The sequence below is a fragment of the Prevotella corporis DSM 18810 = JCM 8529 genome, assembly GCF_000430525.1.
In the GTDB taxonomy this organism is placed as follows: Bacteria; Bacteroidota; Bacteroidia; order Bacteroidales; family Bacteroidaceae; genus Prevotella; species Prevotella corporis.
Genome location: NZ_AUME01000008.1, coordinates 57,583 through 77,254 on the forward strand (window position 1 = coordinate 57,583; position 19,672 = coordinate 77,254).

Genomic DNA, 19,672 nt, shown 5'->3' on the forward strand with positions numbered 1-19,672 from the left:
AGACTTCTTCATGACTTAGCAATTTATCTGTAATAACTCATCAGTAATTTTGCACCGTAAAATTATCATAGAAGTTATCAGTAAGAAGAATGAAAAAGACTAAAAGGGGAATTGTGGCAGCACTGCTGCTCATGTTCATGGCAGTACAGACCTACGCTCAGGAGATAGTGGGCAACGTCTGTGAGGCCAAGACCAACGTGCCGGTCATCGGCGCAACCATCGAGATTGAGGGAGACAAGCCAGTTGCAGTCTCCGACATCGACGGTAATTTCACCATCACAGATTTGAAGGAAGGACACTACAACCTTATAATAAGGTATGTGGGGGTCAGGCCAAAGAAGATTGACGGAGTTCAGACGCAGGCTCCAGGAGCGGGAAAAGTAGTGAAAATAGCTCTGGAAACTGACGAACAGCAACTGCAAGAAGTGTCGGTCACGGGACTTGCACGGCGCAACACCGAACAGGCGATGATTCAGATTGCGAAAAACAGCTCCGTCATAGTGAGCAATATATCAGCACAAGAAATAAGTAAGACACAGGACTCGAATGCAGGCGAGGTCATTCGCCGCATACCAGGTGTGAGTCTCATCGAAGACAAGTTTGTCATGGTGCGCGGTTTGTCACAACGCTACAATAATGTATGGATAAACGGCGGAGCGGTGCCAAGCTCTGAGGCCGACTCACGCGCCTTCTCGTTCGACATCATACCGAGTTCGCAAATCGACAACCTCACCATCGTCAAGACACCGTCGCCCGAATATCCGGCAGACTACAGCGGCGGTTTCATCATCGTCAACACAAAGGAAATACCTTCAGAGAACTCAGCGAGCGTTATGTTAGGAGGCAACTGGAATACGCAATCGGCCTTTCAGGATTTCACCTATTATAAAGGTTCGGGTACTGACTTCCTCGGCTTCGACGGTGGCAAACGATCACTCAACGGAGGAATGCGCGGACAACTGAACCTGCTCTCCAACAGAGGAACAGACCTGCTGAACAACGGATTCAACAACGACTGGCTCACCAAAAGCTACAAGCCCTTCGGCGATTTCAAGATGGCTGTCAACTGGAATCACCGCTGGAAGATTGGCGAACATCAACTCGGCATGATTTCAATGGTCAACTACAGCAACGAGGTGAGGACATACGAGGACATGGAAAACAACCTCTTCGGCATCTATGACGCACAGAACGACAAGGAAAACTACCTCCGCAACTCGACGGACGACCAGTACAACCACAACGTTCGCCTCGGAGCGATGCTCAACATGACACTCCTCACAGCCAACGGACTCAACAAATTCCAGTTCAAAAACATCTTCAACCAGCTCGGAAACAGCCGATACACATGGCGAGAGGGCGTGAGCGCACAGTCGAACACAGAGCATTCGGCAGAATACTACTACCGAAGCCGCTCCACTTACAACGGACAATTCACTGGAAAACACACCCTCAAGAACGATGAACTCGACTGGAACGTCGGCTATGCCTATGCCAACCGACTGATTCCCGACCGCCGCCGCTACCTCATCGACGACGCAATAGAGACCGGAAAGCTCGCACTCACCACAGGAAACGACATCTCACGCGAGTGGACACGGCTCGACGAACACATCATATCTGCCGGAATCAACGACAAACACGCATTCCAATTCGGCAGTTTCGAGCCAAAGCTGCAAATGGGAGCATACACAGAATACCGCACACGCAAATACAACACGCGCGAGTTCATCTACAACTGGAACGCATCCAGCAATGCAATGCCCGAAGGTTTCCGATACATGAGCATACCAGAGCTTTTGAGCAACACGGCGAACTTCGGGTTGGACAAACTATACCTGCTCGAACAGATGAACATGCGTAATGACTATATCGGACACAACACATTGGGCGCAGGTTACTTGGTTGTTTCTCTCCCCTTTAGCAAGCTGGGAATCTACGCTGGTGTCCGATTTGAACACAACAACATGGAACTTGTGTCGAACACAAAGGACACAGAGGAGAGCCATGTCAGCACATATTACAAGAACAACGACTTCTTTCCGTCGCTCAACGCAAACTATCGCTTCGACGACAAAAACCAAATGAGAGCCTCTTACGGACGAAGCATCAACCGACCGGAGTTCCGCGAAGTGTCATCATCAGTCTATTACGACTTCGACCTTGCGTCAAACGTACAGGGAAACCCACTGCTCAAAAGCTGCTACATCGACAATATCGACCTCCGCTACGAGTATTACCCAAGCAAGAGCGAGCTCATCTCCGTGGCAGCGTTCTACAAACATTTCGACTCGCCCATCGAATGGACCTACACCGTTGCGGGAGGAACCGACCTTATCTACTCTTACAAAAACGCCAAGTCAGCCAACAGCTACGGTATCGAACTGGACATCAAGAAAAGCCTCGACTTCATCGGGCTGCCCGGCTTCAGTTGGTCGTTCAACGGAGCACTCATCAAGTCGAAAGTAAACTTTGAAAAAGGAGCAAAAGAAGAAAACCGACCCATGCAAGGTCAATCACCGTACCTCATCAACACAGGTCTCTTCTACACGAACGAGAAGCACCAGCTCAACATCTCCCTGCTCTACAACCGAATCGGAAAGCGAATCATTGGTGTCGGACGAAGCGAGGGAACGACATCGGGCAACGACGTCAACTCAAGAGTACCCGACAGCTACGAGATGCCTCGCGATGTCATCGACCTCACGGCATCAAAGAAGGTGGGAAAGCACTGGGAATTCAAGGTGAACGTGCGCGATCTGCTCGCCCAAAAGGTATATTACAAGCAATTTGCCGACGTCACTTATGCCAACGGAAGCAAGCGCAAGGTCGAGGAAATCACCCGTATGTACCGCCCAGGACAGAACATCGGCATCTCAGCGACCTACAAATTCTAAGCATTCACTACGAAACAATCGAGAAAACAATAATAAACCATATTAACAATCGCCCACTGAAAACCATCGATAAAATAGGAAAAGTGATGGAAGCGGGCATTAAAACTTAACCAATTATGAACAAGATTTTAAAGTATTTCGGTTATGCGAGCATGCTGACACTAACCATCGGCTTCGCATCATGCAGCAGTGATGACAACACAGTGACGCCAACGCCAACACCTAACCCACAAACAGAAGCCTATGTCTGGGGAACGGAGGGCGCTATCAAAACTTGCAACCACTTACTCTTCACGTCTGGCAAGGAGGATGCCAACGGAACAGAAATCGGAAACGGCGATCAGGAGTTCATCTTCAAAGGAAAGCAGACACTGAAGAAAGGCACATACACATTGAAAGGATGGATTTACATCGCCGAAGGCTCTGAACTCACCATCGAGCCCGGAACAATCATCAAGGGAGACAAGGCCACAAAGGCGGCCATCATTGCCGAACGAGGCGGAAAACTCATTGCAAAGGGAGCCGAGAGCTCACCTATCGTGTTCACATCGGCACAACCCAAGGGCCAACGCAAACCAGGCGACTGGGGAGGAATCATCCTTTGCGGAAAGGCGCAGAACAACCAGACAGAACAGCAGATTGAAGGCGGACCGCGCACTAAGCACGGAGGGTCCGACAACGCCGACAACTCTGGTATTCTGAGCTACGTTCGCATCGAATTTGCTGGCTATCCATTCCAGAAAGATAAGGAAATCAACGGTCTTACACTCGGTTCGGTGGGCAGTGGCACAACTCTCGACCACATTCAGGTATCTTACTCCAACGACGACTCATACGAGTGGTTCGGCGGCACAGTAAACGCGAAGTATCTCATCGCCTACCACGGCTGGGACGACGACTTCGACACTGACAACGGTTACTCTGGAAACGTGCAATTCGGACTGGTGGTTCGCGACTCACGCATCGCCGACACCTCACAGAGCAACAGTTTCGAGAGTGACAACAATGCATCGGGCTCTGACGTGAATCCATTCACAAGCGCAACATTCTCAAACATCACATTCGTAGGTCCAAAAATGGATGGTTCTTTTAAAAACAACACCGACTATATCAATGGCGGAAACATGAACCCCAACAACGGATCGGCACTCGGTAAGTTCCAAGCTGCCATGCACATACGCAGAAACTCAAGACTCAACTGTGTCAACTCGCTCGCCATTGGCTATCCTATCGGATTGATTCTCGACAACGAAAAGGGCGACACACAGGGCGCTGCAGCGGCAGGAAAAATCAAATTGCAGAACATTTGGTTTGCTGGCATGGACATTATCGGCTCTGATTACAACAAGGTTTACAAGGATGAGCTCTACGATTACGCTACAAAGAAAACTGACGCTTCAAAGAAGTCGTTCTCAAGCACATTCTTCAACGCACAGAACGGTAACAAGTCGTTCGATACATGGGGCAAACTCGTTGACAGCAACGGATATATGCCACTCCCAACCAGTCCTTTGCTCACTGCAGCGGCATGGAATAACGCTGGCAACTGGTTCTCTCAAGTATCATACATCGGTGCTTTCGGCGCCAACGACACATGGACCAACGGCTGGACGGAGTTCGATCCACAGAATGCTGACTATTAATTTCCATACGGGAACCATGGTCTGAAACAGCCATTTCCCACAACTTGTGAGGGCCTTGATTCGTAATGCTTCAAGGTCTTCATTCGTTTTCAACCTCAACTGGTCATTAGAGCCTGAACAGCTTGTCTGCCATTCGTTAACACTCGTAGCAGCATGTGGCGAAAGAGTACGAATGGAAAGATGACAAGACCTTTGCCACACCGCTCAGACACTCAGCGTTCCGACAGTTTCCCATCTGAAAACGATAGTCCGAAGGTGGCGAAAAAGAAGTTGAAAAGAATCGAAATTAATCCTTAAAAGTATCATTTTCGTTGTTTTAATATTTGTTTTATAACAATAAATAACAATAAATGAAGAAAAAACACTAAAATATTTGATGGTTTAAAATAAATTATGTACCTTTGCAAACGTAATAATAGAAAGTTCAACAATAAGCATGGGTGAAAGGCACCCTTGAGAATAGAAACATGATAACATCAATAGTATTGGCCATTGTGGCATTTTTAGCAACAATTTGCATCACGGCATTCAATGTCAATAGAAAATAAAACACAGACAGTTCAACCCAAATCAGGCATCAGTGCCTGAACTTCTGGGTGAACTTAACGACAGACAGTTTGGCAATAAAGGTAAAAGATAAAGGTAAAAGATATAGGATAATAAATAGTCTGCTGAACAAGCGAAATTTGCAGCAGAGAATTGGTAAGCTCCCGGACCCACGATGGTGGGTTCGGGATTCTTTTTTCGCCAGCCCAGAAGTGGCGGAAAATGTGAACAAATATCAGCTTGCGTGACCGATTGTGCAAAAAAAACAGTAATTTTGTATCGCAACAATCGATACGAAGCTCACCTATCGGACGAAACACACGACCAAAAAGAGCGAAAATATCGATGAAATCGGACATTTCAGGGCAGCCAATGCCCAGCGAAAAACCAAAATAGATATGGAAACAAATCAGAAAACAGTAGTGATGAATGCCGGAAAAATGAATTTCGACGGCAGTATGGACTTTCAGTCGCTCTCTCCCGACACAACCGTTTATGACGACACACGACCCGATGAGTTCATCGGGAGGATACAAGGCGCAAGAGCCATCGTCACAAAGGAACTCCCCGTGACGGCCGACCTCATCGAACAGTTCCCTGACAGCCTACAACTCATCGTCGAGGCGGGCACCGGATTCAACAATATAGACATCGAAGCAGCCAAAAAGCGCGGAATCACCGTGTGCAACATCCCAGCCTATAGCTCCGAAAGGGTAGCCCACACAGCCATCATGATGATGCTCTGCCTGTCGTCAACCATGCAAGTACAACTCAAGATGCTTGCCAACGGCGACAGGAGCAACTTCACCGAACATCTCAAAGTGCCTCACTGCGAGGTCAATGGCAAGACACTGGGGGTAGTCGGTGCAGGAAACATCGGCGGACAGGTAGTAAAGGTGGCACAGGCTCTCGGCATGAGAGTGCTCATTTGCAAGAGACATCAAGGCACTGACACAGAAACGATTAAATATGTGTCATTTGAGGAACTCATGAAGCAGTCGGATTACGTGTCGTTGCATTGCCCACTCACGGCCGACACACGACACATCGTCAATGCAGACACACTGAAACTGATGAAACCGACGGCATTTCTCATCAACACCTCACGTGGAGCACTCGTCGATGAGGCAGCTCTGATTGAGGCTTTGCAGAGCGGAACAATCGCCGGAGCTGGGCTCGACGTGCAAGAACAAGAACCTCCAGCCGAGGACAATCCTCTCTACACACTCGACAACGTCATCATAACGCCACACATGGGCTGGAAAGGCTACGAGACTCGACAGCGACTGCTCGCCATCATACGCAACGACATTCAGGGATTCTTCAGCGGAAAGCCCGTCAACGTAGTGTCTGACTGACCCGACTGGCAGCATCAGCAACAACGAAAAATACTGATTATCAACCGTATGACCATCAAAACCATCTTCAACGACATCAGAACGTGGCTCAAGCAGCTTTCATTTCGCACGGGAGTCATCGTTCTGCTCATGTGCATCCCCTTCTATATCATTTAGTTCGCCCAAATGCTGCTGCCCCTCTCGGTAGGCACGAAGGGCGTGTTGTGGGCCGTTTTCTTCGGATTGGCAAAGGCTTGCCAGTACGGCGGACTCACCATTCTCGGTGTGGAGGGCTACAAAAGACTGAAAAACAAGTTCCGAAAACAGGACGATAGCGCGCAACGGAAACAGAACGGGCGCCCTATCCGACTGATTATCTTCGACTTCGACGGTACGCTCGGCGACTCTCAGCGACTCATTACCGACACAATGCTCGAAACAATCGACAAGATGGGACTCGAAAAGCGCACCCGCGAGGCATGTGCGAGCACCATCGGACTGCCGTTGGCCAAGTGTTTCTCTGCCATCATCCCCATGTCAGACGACAAGGCTGACGAATGCGCTGAAGTCTATAGCGATATTTTCAGGCGGAACAACATCCCCGGCGCCGTTCCCCCTTTCCCAAATGTCATCGAAACAATCAGGAAGCTGAAGCAAAGGGGCATCTCCCTTTCGATAGCCAGCAGCCGACACCATCACTCTCTCAGTCAATTCGTTAACGAAATGAAGTTAGAGGATTGCTTTACCTATATCATCGGTGCCGATGATGTGGTGCATCCGAAGCCGGAAGCCGAACCTATCGAGAAGACATTAGCCCATTACGGCCTTCAAGCCGATGAGACTTTAATGGTCGGCGATACGAAATTCGACATCCTTATGGGCAGAAACGGCGGCACTCGCACATGTGGCGTCACCTACGGCAACGGAACGGCAGACGAACTGAAGAACGCTGGTGCTGACATGATTATCGATGATATTGCCGATTTGCTGCAGATTGTCGTCCACAACGCCAACTGACAGATGGCCGCCATCGACCCGTCAACAGCTCGTCGTTCAGACCCGAAACAAACCTTTGCAAACCACTGGATTTCAGCAAAATAGCTTTAGCCTCTCAAAAGGTGAGCTTTCGCAATGCAAAAGGTGAGCTTTCACAGTGCAAAAGGTGAGCTTTCAGAAGGGCAACACTGGCCGACAAGCATCAGAACCGTCAGCCGACAACAAAAAAGGGCTACCCATAACGGATAGCCCTCCTTTGTTTTTCGCAATGAAATGCCATTGTGGGCAATGCCTTTCTGAATCAAAAACGGCCCATTTCATCGACCAATCACCCATCAAATTGCATCATTCGCCCGTCGGCAAGCGCCCTCGTTACAAAACAGAGCTCTTGTTTTACGACAACTTCTATGACGTCTTTTTGATTAAAGTGTTACTTTACCGCAATGCACTCAACCTCCACTAACGCATCCTTTGGCAAGCGTTTCACAGAGATGGCAGAGCGAGCAGGATACGGTTCGCTGAAGAACTCAGCATACACCTCATTCATGGCAGCGAAATCTTCCATGTCTGCAAGGAAAACAGTGGTTTTCATGACATGCGATAGGTCGATTCCCGCCTCCTTGAGGATGGCCTGTGCGTTGAGAAGCGACTGGCGAGTCTGCTCCTTGATGCCACCCGGCGCAAACTGTCCCGTAGCGGGGTCGATAGGAAGTTGTCCAGATGTGATAATCAACCCATTGGCTTCGATAGCCTGACTGTAAGGTCCGATGGCCTTTGGAGCATTAGATGTGTTTACTACTTTCATAATTTTATTGTTTTAAGATGTGATAACCTGTTGCAAAGTTAGCATTTTTTTTATGAATTACGCACCTTTCCCCCACTCTTTATTCAAGAATTGTGTTCAGAATCGTCCTGAACGATGCAGCCTTTCACGAGAAGAGAAATAGCAAGGAGTAAATTATCATTAAGAAAAAGTGAGATATTCAGTTACATTTTGTCACATATTAAATAGGTGAAAGCCCGAAAACAGGGCGTAGATAGTGAGAAAATATGGAAAATTTATGTTAAAAGCTAACAAAATTCACTATTTAATCATTCTTTTTACTACATTTGTCCCGTATTAGTACAACAATGAAAAAACAGGCTGTCGGCAACCATACGGCAGTGAAAAAAGATGAAAACATACATTAATAAATTATTAAACTCTATTACACAATGAACATTCCAGAAGTCTTTTGGCTTGTACCAATTGCCTCAGTGATAGCACTGGGCATGGCTTGGCATTTCTTCTCTGCCATGATGAAAGAAGAGGAGGGAACATCAAAGATGATCGAAATCGCCGAACACGTCAGAAAAGGCGCGATGGCCTATCTGAAACAGCAATACAAGATCGTAGGCATTGTATTCGCAGTATTGGCTGTTGTTTTCGCACTGATGGCCTACGTACTGAAAGTGCAGAACCCTTGGGTGCCCGTAGCTTTCCTTACGGGCGGTTTCTTCTCTGGTCTGGCCGGTTTCTTCGGAATGAAGACCGCCACTTACGCTTCTGCTCGCACCGCCAATGCCGTGCAACACGGTCTCGACAAGGGTCTGAAGATTGCCTTCCGCAGTGGTGCGGTGATGGGATTGGTGGTTGTAGGTCTGGGATTGCTTGACATCGCATTCTGGTTTTTGCTACTGAACTACATCTATAACGGCTCTGAAATGGCACTCATCACTATCACGACGACGATGCTTACCTTCGGTATGGGTGCCTCGACACAGGCGCTCTTCGCACGTGTGGGTGGTGGTATCTACACGAAGGCTGCCGATGTGGGCGCCGACCTCGTGGGAAAGGTGGAGGCAAACATCCCTGAGGATGACCCCCGCAACCCAGCAACGATTGCCGACAACGTAGGCGACAACGTGGGAGACGTGGCTGGTATGGGTGCCGACCTTTACGAAAGCTATTGTGGAAGTATTCTCTCTACGGCCGCTCTGGGTGCTACGGCGTTTGCTATGAACGGCGAAATGCAGCTCAAAGCAGTCATCGCACCGATGATTATCGCTGCCGTGGGCATCTTCCTCTCACTGTTGGGCATCTTCTTGGTGCGCACAAAAGACGGGGCGACGATGAAAGACTTGCTCCACTCTCTCGGACTGGGAACAAACATTGCGGCTCTGCTCGTGGGTGCGGCTTCGTTCGCCATCCTTTATCTGCTCGGACTTGAGAACTGGCTGGGCATTTCATTCTCCGTTGTCACAGGTCTCGTGGCAGGAGTCATCATCGGTCAGGCTACCGAATACTACACATCGCACAGCTATAAGCCAACACAGCTCATTGCTAAGGCAAGTGAGACGGGTGCTGCCACAGTGATTATCAAGGGATTGGGAACGGGAATGATTTCCACTTGTATCCCAGTGCTCACCATTTCGCTGGCCATCATGCTGAGTTACCTCTGCGCCAACGGCTTCGACATGAGCATGAACGCGTCGTCGATCAGCCACGGCCTCTACGGTATTGGTATTGCGGCAGTCGGAATGTTGTCAACGCTGGGCATTACGCTCGCTACGGATGCCTACGGACCTATCGCCGACAATGCCGGTGGTAATGCAGAAATGTGCGAACTGGGTGAGGACGTACGCCATCGCACCGATGCGCTCGACGCTCTGGGCAACACTACTGCTGCCACGGGTAAGGGATTCGCCATCGGTAGTGCAGCCCTTACAGCGCTTGCGCTGCTCGCTTCCTACGTGGAAGAGGTGAAAATTGCCATGGTTCGCGCAGTCAACGAGGGCCAGCATTTCATCGATGCTGCTGGAAACGCTTTCAATCCATCCACTGCAAGCATGCCCGACTTCATGCAATTCTTTGAAGTCACGCTGATGAATCCTAAGGTGCTGGTAGGTGCTTTCATCGGTGCCATGGCAGCATTCCTTTTCTGCGGTCTCACAATGGGTGCCGTTGGACGTGCAGCTCAGTCTATGGTTGAGGAAGTTCGCCGACAATTCCGTGAGATTACCGGTATTCTCGAAGGCAAAGCCACACCAGACTACGGGCGTTGCGTGGAGATTTCCACTCGCAGTGCTCAGCGGGAGATGGTGTTCCCAAGCCTTTTGGCCATCGCTATCCCAATCATCGTGGGCATATTGCTCGGAGTTGCGGGCGTCTTAGGTCTGCTTGTCGGCGGATTGGCTGCTGGTTTCACGCTCGCAGTCTTTATGGCCAACGCTGGTGGTGCATGGGACAATGCCAAGAAGATGGTCGAAGAGGGCAACTTCGGTGGCAAAGGCTCTGACAGTCACAAGGCAACTATCGTCGGTGACACAGTAGGCGACCCATTCAAGGACACGTCTGGCCCAAGTTTGAACATTCTTATCAAGCTCATGTCTATGGTTTCCATCGTCATGGCTGGTCTGACAGTGGCATTCTTGTAACACTTGTCTTAATAAAACAAGGAGGATTAATAACAGTAGGGACGGCATTCGTGTCGTCCCTACTCTGTTTTTGTTCGGTCATGGCTATCCTACCGTTGCCTATTCGAGGCCAGAATGTCATGCGATTGGCAAGGGTACGTCTGCCCATCGTTGGACAAACAGCGGAGTGGTACGGAACAAAGGGTGAGCGTATAAGAAGCAAAAGACGGGCAAGAATGGAGCATTTGACGGGTGAGAATAGAGCAAAGGGTGAACGTGAATGGAGCAAAGGGTGAGCGTGAATGGGGCAAGGGAAGGAGGACTGCCGGACAAACGACAGCCCACCGCCTATAGAATGTGAGGCGATGGGCTGTCTGAGGTTAATGGTTGGTCGGTAACCGTGTTCCGCTTACATAAGCATCGGCACCACATAGCGGGCCAAACAGTAGCCACCGCCAATGAGCCAGCAATAAATGATGGCCGCCAAGAGGAACGGTTTGAAGCCGGCTTTCTTGAATTTCTCAATACTCGTCTCTGCACCCAGAGCCGTCATGGCCATCGTCAGAAGGAAGGTGTCGAGAGTGGTGATGAAACTTACCACGGAAGCTGGCAGAAGGTCGAGGCTATTGAAGCAAATGACGAGCAGGAACATAATGGCGAACCACGGAACCTGAATTTTGGTTTTCACTCCGCTGCCGTCTTCGCGGTTCTCGACGTCCCTTGCCACGAAGAAAGCTATGACAAGCAGCACCGGCACCAGCATCATGACACGTATCATCTTGACGATGATGGCACTGTCGCTGATCTCCGGACCCATGGCATTGCCTGCTCCGACCACGTGGGCTACCTCATGGATGGTCGAACCGGCAAAGATGCCCATTTGATCGGCTGGCATATCGAAGATGCCGGCTCTGTAAAGAATCGGATAAAGGAACATGGAGAGCGTGCCGAAGATGACCACTGTGGCCACCGACACGGCTGTCTTATAAGGTTTTGGACGAATAGCACCATCGACACCCATCACCGCCGCCGCACCGCAGATAGCACTTCCGCAGGCCGTCAGCAGTGCAATGCTCCGGTCCATCTTGAGGAGTCGGCCCACAAACACCCCAAGAAGGATGGTCACTATCACCACAATGGCATCGATGATGATAGCCGGCAGTCCGACAGCGGTGATGTCCTGGAAAGTGAGCTTGAACCCATAGAGAATGATACCTATGCGCAAGATTCTCTTCGAGCAGAAAACGATGCCCGGTGTCCATGTTTCGGGCAAGTTATTACGCAGACTGTTGGCATAGAGCATGCCAAGAATAATACCAATAATCATCGGTGAGAAAGAGATCGCTTTCATCATATCGACCTCTCCGATGTAGAATGCGGCGCAAGCGAAGAGCGCCATCAGAAGAATACCATGGAGCATGCTGCTCCGTTCGTTCGTTAATTTCATTTTTCTATTGTTGTTTTTTTAGTCGTTTCTAGACCACAGACGTTCCTCGACTGACAGCCGATTCGACTTTCTGACTGCAAAGGTAATAATATTCCGACGGTTTCACCAAAAATTGGCACACATAATTTACATAGCAAGATACCATTGCCTATTCTACTACGGAAAAAACAAGGACTGAGTGAACCATCATCCCCAATGGGCATTAGTCCATAATTTCACAAGGATATAGCGTCTATATGACCTCCTGTCAGGCTCTAATGGGCCATTGGGGGAGAATGATGTGGTAGCAGCTACCCTGTGAAAAGCCAACCTACAATAGGGCAACCTCAAACGCTCACCGCCGACATGTGCTCCCAGACATGGGGCATGAAAGAGATAGAGGAAAAATGGCCATTGGGCAAGTCACGGCGGAGCGGAAAGACATGAAAAAACGTGACAATCGGACGTTTTTGGCATTCACTTGTAACTTGCTGACAATGTGCGCATTACGTTTCACGTTGAAAAAGGTGAGCTTTCGCCACCCAAAAGCTCACCTTTCACCGCCCCGAAGCTCACCTTTTACACTCCGTTTGGTCAGCGATGACAGACGGTTGTGAACTTTTCTTGACAAAAACCTCCCCTCGCCACCCTTCGAAGCTGCCGACACACAGCATCAGACAGCACAAAAAAGCAACGCACAGCCAGTTGAAAGAACCGCCACGACAATGATATTTTCAAGCCTACTCTTAATTTATCAAAATCCTTCGCTCAAATCCGAATTTATATTATTATCTTTGCAGCATTAAATTCGACATAACTTCTCCGCTGCAACTGACGGCGGACAAAATTCAAAATGTATAGATGAAAAAGTTTAGACTGGTGGACAATGTGATGGGATGGCTTGCTTTCCTGATTGCAGCCGTTGTCTATTGCTCCACGATTGAACCGACAGCCAGCTTCTGGGACTGTCCAGAATTCATTACAACAGGCTACAGACTCGAAGTGGGGCACCCTCCTGGGGCACCGTTCTTTGCGCTGACGGCAAACCTCTTCTCACAGTTCGTCAGCGATCCGTCACAAGTGGCACGCATGGTCAACACCATGAGCGCACTGCTTTCAGCGACTTGTATCATGTTTCTCTTCTGGACCATCTCGCATCTCGCCCGCAAACTCATCGTCCGCGACGGTGAAACCATTGAACTGGGCAAACTCATCGCCATCGAAGGCTCGGCATTGGTCGGCGCACTGGTCTATACATTCAGCGACACCTTCTGGTTCTCGGCCGTCGAAGGCGAGGTCTATGCCTACTCATCGGCATTCACGGCAGTGGTGTTCTGGCTCATCCTCAAATGGGAGGACAATGCCGACAAGCCACACGCTGACCGCTGGCTCGTGCTCATCACCTACATGACGGGACTTTCCATCGGTGTGCACCTGCTCAACCTGCTCTGCATACCGGCCATCGTGCTGGTCTTTTACTACCACAAGTTCCCCGATGCCAACCTTCGCGGCTCTCTGCTGGCGCTATTCGTGTCGATCGTGCTCGTGGCAGCCGTGCTCTATGGCGTCATTCCAGGCATCATCACCGTCGGAGGATGGTTCGAACTGCTCTTCACCAACACCTTAGGCATGCCGTTCAACACAGGTACAATATTATATATCCTACTGCTCATCGGCTCGTTCGTGTGGGCCATCTACGAAACCTACAAGAACAGCAACGGCAAACGTGAGAACATAGCCTTCCTTATTGCCTTCGCACTCATCGGAATCCCATTCTACGGCTACGGATGGAGCGCATTCATCATCGGAATCATCATCATCGGCGTGCTCTACTTCGTGCTGAACATGAAGAAAGACAAGGTGGCACTCGTCTCCTCACGAGTGAAGAACACCGCACTGCTCTGCATGCTGATGCTCATCATCGGCTACTCCACCTACGCACTCATCGTTATCCGCTCGACAGCCAACCCACCGATGGACCAAAACTCACCGGAGGATATCTTTACCTTAGGCAACTACCTCAGCCGCAACCAGTACGGCGACTATCCGCTACTCTACGGACAGGCCTACACAAGCGAACCAGCCGTCGCAGCTGACGGAATGCACTACGATTTCAAAGAGGGCGCACCCATCTACCAACAAAAGGAAAAGGCAACGAAAGGAGAGAAAGACTCCTACTTCATCGTACGCCACAAATCCACACAGCTATTCGAGCAAAATATGTTCTTCCCCAGAATGTACGACGCAGCCCATGCCTCACACTACGAGCAGTGGATGGGAGGCATTGAGGGACACGACGTCGATGGAGTCAAAATGCCCACACAGCTGGAGAACATCAAATTCTTCCTCTCCTATCAGTGCAACTTCATGTACTGGCGCTATTTCATGTGGAATTTCGTAGGAAGGCAGAACGACATGCAAGGCAACGGCGAACCCGAACACGGCAACTGGATCACCGGAATATCATTCATCGACAACATGCTCTACGGCGATCAGAACATGATGCCCGACGAACTGAAAGCCAACAAGGGACACAACGTCTTCTACGGGCTACCCCTGTTGCTCGGACTCCTCGGCCTCTTCTGGCAAGCCTTCAGAGGAAAGCGGGGCATACAGCAATGTTGGGTGGTGCTCTTCCTATTCATCATGACAGGATTGGCCATCGTCGTCTATCTCAACCAGACACCCGGACAACCCCGTGAGCGCGACTACGCCTACGCTGGCTCATTCTACGCCTTCACAATCTGGTGCGGTCTCGGCGTGACAGCCATCTACGACTGGCTCAAGAAGCGCAAATTATCAGGCACTCTCGCAGCAGCCGTCGCATCATTGGCCTGCCTGCTCATCCCCATACAGATGGCATCGCAGACGTGGGATGACCACGACCGCTCCGGTCGCTACACCGCCCGCGACTTTGGGCAGAACTATCTCAACTCGTTGCAGGAGAAAGGCTACCCCATTGTGTTCACCAACGGCGACAACGACACATTCCCGCTGTGGTATAATCAGGACGTTGAGGGCGTCAGAACTGACGCACGTGTCTGCAATCTCTCCTATTTGCAGACCGATTGGTACGTTGACCAGATGCGTCGGCCAGCTTTCGACTCGCCAAGCGTGCCCATCTCGTGGCCGAGAATCGACTATGTGAGCGGCACCAATGAGGTAGTGCAAGTCGATCCGTCATACAAGGAAGTGGTATTGGACTTCTACAAGCAAGACCCAGTGGCCGCACGGCAGCAATTCGGCGACGATCCGTTCGAGCTGAAGAACGTGCTGAAGTACTGGGTGCGCTCCAAAGACCCGAACAACCACATCATACCGACCGATACTATCTACATGACCATCGACAAAGAGGCCGTCCGCAAGAGCGGAATGATGCTGCCAACCGACTCCATTCCTGACCGCATGGCCATCTCTCTCGCAGGAAAGCAAGCACTCTACAAGAACGATCTGATGATGCTTGAGATGATAGCGAACACCAATTGGACACGTCCGCTCTATGTAGCCATCACCGTCGGTTCGGAAAACTTCATGAATCTCGGCGACAACTTCATCCAAGAAGGCCTCGTCAACCGCATAACGCCGTTCTATACCAAACAAGGCAAGAACTTTGACTCAGAGAAGACCTACAATCTCGTGATGAACAAGTTCAAGTGGGGTGGCTTATCAACCAAAGGTCTCTACCTCGACGAAACAGTGATGCGCATGTGTTACACCCACAGACGTGAGGTCGGACAGCTCGCACTTCACCTACTGGCCGAAGGAAAGAAAGCGAAGGCGCTGAATGTGCTGAACAAAATAGAGAAGGAGATTCCCTATTACAACGTTCCTATCAACTATATGAGCGGCTCTGCCGACATAGCGAGGGCCTATTCGATGCTCAACCAGAAGGCGAAGGCAATGAAAATCTACGATGAACTGTGGAAAAACTCAAGCCAGTACGTCAGATACTACCTGAGCCTCGATGAGCGTGGGTTCAGCATGAGTCAGAACTCATGCTACATGTACATGCAGATAATGGGCAACTTGATAGCCTTCAACTACGACAACGACAAGACATGGGCCAAGAAACATGAAAAGGAACTCGAAAGTTTCATCCGCACCTATCGGATGAGGGGTGGCCAAGCAAACTGACAACGAACAGCCCTGTTGACGGCATCGGCAAGCGACCATCGCAGCAGCATGCAGGCGCCGCCAACAGGGACTTTCCTATCACAGTCAATCGGCACGGTGAACCGCCACCGGTTGGACGCCTATTTTCACTTAAAAGCTCCTCACCGGCCGACCAATGTGTGAGGCATCTCCTTTCGGCGCACACCCATCAGCCCGACAAAGGTTTGTGGAAACGACCAGCTGACAGACGCTTTTTGAACCAACAGACCAACGAATGTTTATAGAACAACCCGACAGATGGATGAGATGGCTCTATCCCCATGCCTTGTGGAGGATGGATCCCAACGAGCACGCTGTCTATCTGACATTCGACGACGGGCCGATTCCTGAGGCAACTCCCTTCATTCTCGACACACTCGACCAGTATGGGGCAAAGGCTACCTTCTTCATGGTGGGCGACAACGTGCACAAACATCCCGAAATCTATGAGGAAGTGGTCAGGCGAGGCCATCTTGTCGGCAACCACACCTACCACCATCTGGGGTCATTCAAGCACTGGGCGCTGACCTATGCGGCTGATGTCAACGAGGCTGACAACCTCATTCACTCCCATTTCTTCCGCCCACCACACGGTTGGTTGCGCCATACGGTCTATCAGTGGGTGAAGAAGCGATACCGCGTTGTCATGTGGGACCTCGTCACTCGTGACTATTCGAAGTGGATGACGGGAGAGGATGTGCTGAACAACGTGAAGCGTTATGCGCGCAACGGTTCCATTATCACCTTCCACGACTCACTGAAGAGCATCGACAAGCTCCACTACGCACTGCCGAAGGCTCTGGAATGGCTGAAGGAAGAGGGATATGAGTTCAAGGTTTTCAAAATCGGAGACTGACGGAATGACGACCATCCGATACCGACAACCGCACGATTGACAAACTGAGAAGATGGCAGACGACAACAGGCACACAACAACAGCGAGCCGACAGGACAGCAAAAGTCCGCAAAAGGCTCAGCTTCAACTCAACGACATCAAAGCCGAGGCACAACGTCTCGGCTTTTTCGCTTGTGGAGCGGCCCGTGCCGAGGCCGTCGATGCCAAGACTGCGGCCACCGTCAGGTCATGGCTCGACAAGGGAAGCCAAGCCGACATGGCTTACATGGCCAACTACACTGAGAAAAGGCTCGACCCACGGCTGCTCGTCCCTGGAGTGAAGACCATCCTGTCACTGGCCATGAACTATGCGCCGGCCCGCCCAATGCCCGATGGGGAATACCAACTGGCGGCCTATGCCTATGGACAGGACTATCACGAGCTGATGAAGGACAGACTGAGAGAACTGGCAGGCAGCCTCATCCCCCACCCTTTGGAAACGGGCGAGCCAGCGACCGAGGGCGAAATACGCATCTTCGTTGACACGGCACCTGTGCTTGAGCGCTACTGGGCTTGGAAAGCGGGCATCGGCTGGATAGGAAAGAACCACCAGCTCATCATCCCCCGTGCAGGCTCGATGTTCTTTCTGGGTGAGATTTTCCTCCCCTTCGAACTCGATGCCTACGACAAGCCGATGGCGAACCACTGCGGCGGCTGCCACCGGTGCATCGACGCCTGTCCCACCCATGCCCTCACCGATGAAATTGGCTTTGATGCCGCCCGATGCCTGTCCTACCAACTCATCGAGAACCGTGGCGAACTGTCGGACGAGGCACGAAGCAACATGGGCGATACCATCTACGGTTGCGACCGCTGTCAGCAGGCTTGTCCGTGGAATCGCTTTGCAATGCCCAACACGGAGCCAGCTTTGCAGCCCAAACCTGAACTACTCAGAATGACAAAGGACGACTGGCATGCGCTGACCGTTGAGCAATACCGTGCGCTGTTCAAGGGATCGGCCGTGAAAAGGGCAAAATATGAGGGACTGAAGAGGAATATCGACGCGACGAAACCACGCGAAAAACACTGACACGACACCACGGACATCCTGTCCTGTGGAACGAATCATCGAAAAGAAAATGAGAAAATGATTGAAGGAAGCAAGTTGCCCGACACCCGGCCTCACACTTCTTCCACCTCGGTGTTGGGCACCTCGTAGTCCTTGAGCATCTTGTCGAGACTCTTGAACGTGTAGGCAGCCTTGTCGTTGATATAGGAAGTGGCGAACCGCTGCCTGAGGTCGATGAGTTTCTGCATGGCCTCCGGATAAGTCTCGGCCGTGATTCTGTCGGCCATCTGCTTGGCATTCATCGGCGTGAAGTCGAAATACTGCACCAGCATCTGTTGGAATTGGCGGCGCTGCATGTCGTTCATCTGCTCCAGTTGGGCCTTCATCTTGTCCTTGGCACGGTAGATAATGAACACCAGCTCATCGGGTTCGCCACCCCGTTGCCCACGGTCGTACTTCTTTTCGTACTCGAAATAGCAGTCGCAGAAGCCCTTGTCGGCCAGTTCCTTCAGCTCTTGCTTGGCAGGATCGAGCACTCGTCGGCAGAAATCGGAAAACTTCTTGTAGTTGTTCTCCAGCCTCAGCATCTTGCGGAACTCGTAAGTCTTGATGACCGTCCGCCCCTTGTCTATCCACGACTCAATGAACATGTAGATGCGTTGGGTGTAACGGTTCTTGCAAGCAAAGACTATCTGCTTTCCAAGCCTGTGATAACCGAAGTCGAGCGACACGAGTCGCTCAGCCACTGATCGGTCGAGCTTCAATATGGCGTACTTGTTGTACGAGCGATCCTCTGGGATATACACGTCGCAAAGGTTGGTAGCTTTCGTGTATTTGCGCCCCTCGGTGGTCTTGTAGGGAATCTCCACGGGAATCGAAGCTAACATCTTGAGCGAGTTTCGCAGCTGCGGATAGTGGTTAGGGTCAACCCCCAGTTCCTTGAACGGCAACTTGATGGGCATCCGTCCGTCCTCATCCAGCTCGTTGGTCTGGAAGAGTGCCAACTGCGGCGACCGCTTGTTGTTGAGTATTCCGTGAAGGATGTTCTGCAGACTCTCGACAATCGACACGAGAATGCGCACCTGAATGAGCGAATAGTCATGGCGCATCATCGTCACGGCTATGGGTTGCAGCAGCCATGTCTCCTCCTCGATGGGAATCAGCTCGTCGGAAATGCCCCTCTTCACGGGAGCTTTCTGCGCCTTCGCACCTCTCTTGCGTGTTGTCTTGATGGCTGTTGATGCAGCCTTCCTCTTTTTATCACCGGTCGTTGCCATAAATTGGGAGTATGATTTGTCAGGATATGCGGCGGAAACGTTGCCGGAGCAACTCCTCGTAGCCACCTACTTATTCTGCAAAGATAATCAAAGTTTTT

Annotated in this window: 14 protein-coding genes and 1 pseudogene; 12 read left to right on the forward strand and 3 right to left on the reverse strand. The window is 50.7% G+C overall.

Features of this window, described 5'->3' with window-relative positions:
- Positions 1–89 precede the first annotated feature (89 nt).
- The 6 genes and pseudogenes from H515_RS0102550 (at position 90) to H515_RS14395 (ending at position 7,882) form a co-directional block, all read left to right on the forward strand.
- Positions 90–2,897: a TonB-dependent receptor gene (locus tag H515_RS0102550; RefSeq protein WP_028901548.1), complete on the forward strand. Its 2,808-nt coding sequence runs from the start codon at positions 90–92 to the stop codon at positions 2,895–2,897.
- 116 nt (positions 2,898–3,013) lie between these two features.
- Positions 3,014–4,540 (forward strand): hypothetical protein, encoded by a 1,527-nt coding sequence (locus tag H515_RS0102555; protein WP_025875301.1) that lies wholly within the window; start codon positions 3,014–3,016, stop codon positions 4,538–4,540.
- A 944-nt stretch (positions 4,541–5,484) separates the two neighbouring features.
- A complete protein-coding gene (locus tag H515_RS0102565; protein WP_025875299.1) occupies positions 5,485–6,444 on the forward strand; it encodes an NAD(P)-dependent oxidoreductase in 960 nt (319 codons plus the stop codon).
- A 48-nt stretch (positions 6,445–6,492) separates the two neighbouring features.
- Positions 6,493–6,750, forward strand: a pseudogene (locus tag H515_RS14990) (hypothetical protein); the annotation flags it as partial.
- Positions 6,727–7,440 (forward strand): HAD family hydrolase, encoded by a 714-nt coding sequence (locus H515_RS12855; RefSeq protein WP_238300088.1) that lies wholly within the window; start codon positions 6,727–6,729, stop codon positions 7,438–7,440. The pseudogene H515_RS14990 and the gene H515_RS12855, both read left to right, overlap by 24 nt.
- A 145-nt stretch (positions 7,441–7,585) precedes the next feature.
- Positions 7,586–7,882 carry a hypothetical protein gene (locus H515_RS14395; RefSeq protein WP_154653622.1) on the forward strand — a complete coding sequence of 99 codons (297 nt, stop codon included), beginning with the start codon at positions 7,586–7,588 and terminating at the stop codon, positions 7,880–7,882.
- Here the strand turns inward: H515_RS14395 and H515_RS0102575 are convergent.
- Positions 7,850–8,224, reverse strand: coding sequence for a RidA family protein (locus tag H515_RS0102575; protein WP_025875297.1), 375 nt, complete (start codon positions 8,222–8,224; stop codon positions 7,850–7,852). The genes H515_RS14395 and H515_RS0102575 overlap by 33 nt on opposite strands.
- A 410-nt stretch (positions 8,225–8,634) precedes the next feature.
- Here H515_RS0102575 and H515_RS0102580 point away from each other — a divergent pair, with 410 nt between their 5' ends.
- Both H515_RS0102580 and H515_RS0102585 read left to right on the forward strand, forming a co-directional pair.
- Complete coding sequence (locus H515_RS0102580) at positions 8,635–10,836, forward strand: sodium-translocating pyrophosphatase (RefSeq protein WP_025875295.1); 2,202 nt, start codon at positions 8,635–8,637, stop codon at positions 10,834–10,836.
- Positions 10,837–10,916: 80 nt separating this feature from the next.
- A complete protein-coding gene (locus H515_RS0102585; protein ID WP_025875293.1) occupies positions 10,917–11,111 on the forward strand; it encodes a hypothetical protein in 195 nt (64 codons plus the stop codon).
- A gap of 113 nt (positions 11,112–11,224) precedes the next feature.
- Here the strand turns inward: H515_RS0102585 and H515_RS0102590 are convergent, their stop codons facing one another.
- Entirely contained in the window at positions 11,225–12,262 is a 1,038-nt protein-coding gene (locus H515_RS0102590; RefSeq protein WP_028901550.1) for a YeiH family protein, read from the reverse strand.
- A gap of 297 nt (positions 12,263–12,559) precedes the next feature.
- Here H515_RS0102590 and H515_RS15190 point away from each other — a divergent pair, with 297 nt between their 5' ends.
- The 4 genes from H515_RS15190 (at position 12,560) to queG (ending at position 18,318) form a co-directional block, all read left to right on the forward strand.
- Positions 12,560–12,688 (forward strand): hypothetical protein, encoded by a 129-nt coding sequence (locus tag H515_RS15190; RefSeq protein ID WP_262499222.1) that lies wholly within the window; start codon positions 12,560–12,562, stop codon positions 12,686–12,688.
- A gap of 414 nt (positions 12,689–13,102) precedes the next feature.
- Positions 13,103–16,375: a glycosyltransferase family 117 protein gene (locus H515_RS0102595; RefSeq protein WP_028901551.1), complete on the forward strand. Its 3,273-nt coding sequence runs from the start codon at positions 13,103–13,105 to the stop codon at positions 16,373–16,375.
- A 253-nt stretch (positions 16,376–16,628) separates the two neighbouring features.
- Complete coding sequence (locus H515_RS0102600; protein WP_025875291.1) at positions 16,629–17,249, forward strand: polysaccharide deacetylase family protein; 621 nt, start codon at positions 16,629–16,631, stop codon at positions 17,247–17,249.
- A 52-nt stretch (positions 17,250–17,301) separates the two neighbouring features.
- On the forward strand, positions 17,302–18,318 hold the full coding sequence (gene queG / locus H515_RS0102605) for a tRNA epoxyqueuosine(34) reductase QueG (protein ID WP_025875289.1): 1,017 nt from the start codon (positions 17,302–17,304) through the stop codon (positions 18,316–18,318).
- A gap of 92 nt (positions 18,319–18,410) precedes the next feature.
- Here the strand turns inward: queG and H515_RS0102610 are convergent, their stop codons facing one another.
- Complete coding sequence (locus H515_RS0102610) at positions 18,411–19,574, reverse strand: replication initiation protein (RefSeq protein WP_025875287.1); 1,164 nt, start codon at positions 19,572–19,574, stop codon at positions 18,411–18,413.
- Positions 19,575–19,672 lie beyond the last annotated feature (98 nt).

Coding starts and splice junctions, on each gene's coding strand:
- H515_RS0102550 (WP_028901548.1), top strand. CDS start 90: ATGAAAAAGACTAAAAGGGGAATTGTGGCAGCACTGCTGCTCATGTTC.
- H515_RS0102555 (WP_025875301.1), top strand. CDS start 3,014: ATGAACAAGATTTTAAAGTATTTCGGTTATGCGAGCATGCTGACACTA.
- H515_RS0102565 (WP_025875299.1), top strand. CDS start 5,485: ATGGAAACAAATCAGAAAACAGTAGTGATGAATGCCGGAAAAATGAAT.
- H515_RS0102575 (WP_025875297.1), bottom strand. CDS start 8,224: ATGAAAGTAGTAAACACATCTAATGCTCCAAAGGCCATCGGACCTTAC.
- H515_RS0102580 (WP_025875295.1), top strand. CDS start 8,635: ATGAACATTCCAGAAGTCTTTTGGCTTGTACCAATTGCCTCAGTGATA.
- H515_RS0102585 (WP_025875293.1), top strand. CDS start 10,917: ATGGCTATCCTACCGTTGCCTATTCGAGGCCAGAATGTCATGCGATTG.
- H515_RS0102590 (WP_028901550.1), bottom strand. CDS start 12,262: ATGAAATTAACGAACGAACGGAGCAGCATGCTCCATGGTATTCTTCTG.
- H515_RS0102595 (WP_028901551.1), top strand. CDS start 13,103: ATGAAAAAGTTTAGACTGGTGGACAATGTGATGGGATGGCTTGCTTTC.
- H515_RS0102600 (WP_025875291.1), top strand. CDS start 16,629: ATGTTTATAGAACAACCCGACAGATGGATGAGATGGCTCTATCCCCAT.
- queG (WP_025875289.1), top strand. CDS start 17,302: ATGGCAGACGACAACAGGCACACAACAACAGCGAGCCGACAGGACAGC.
- H515_RS0102610 (WP_025875287.1), bottom strand. CDS start 19,574: ATGGCAACGACCGGTGATAAAAAGAGGAAGGCTGCATCAACAGCCATC.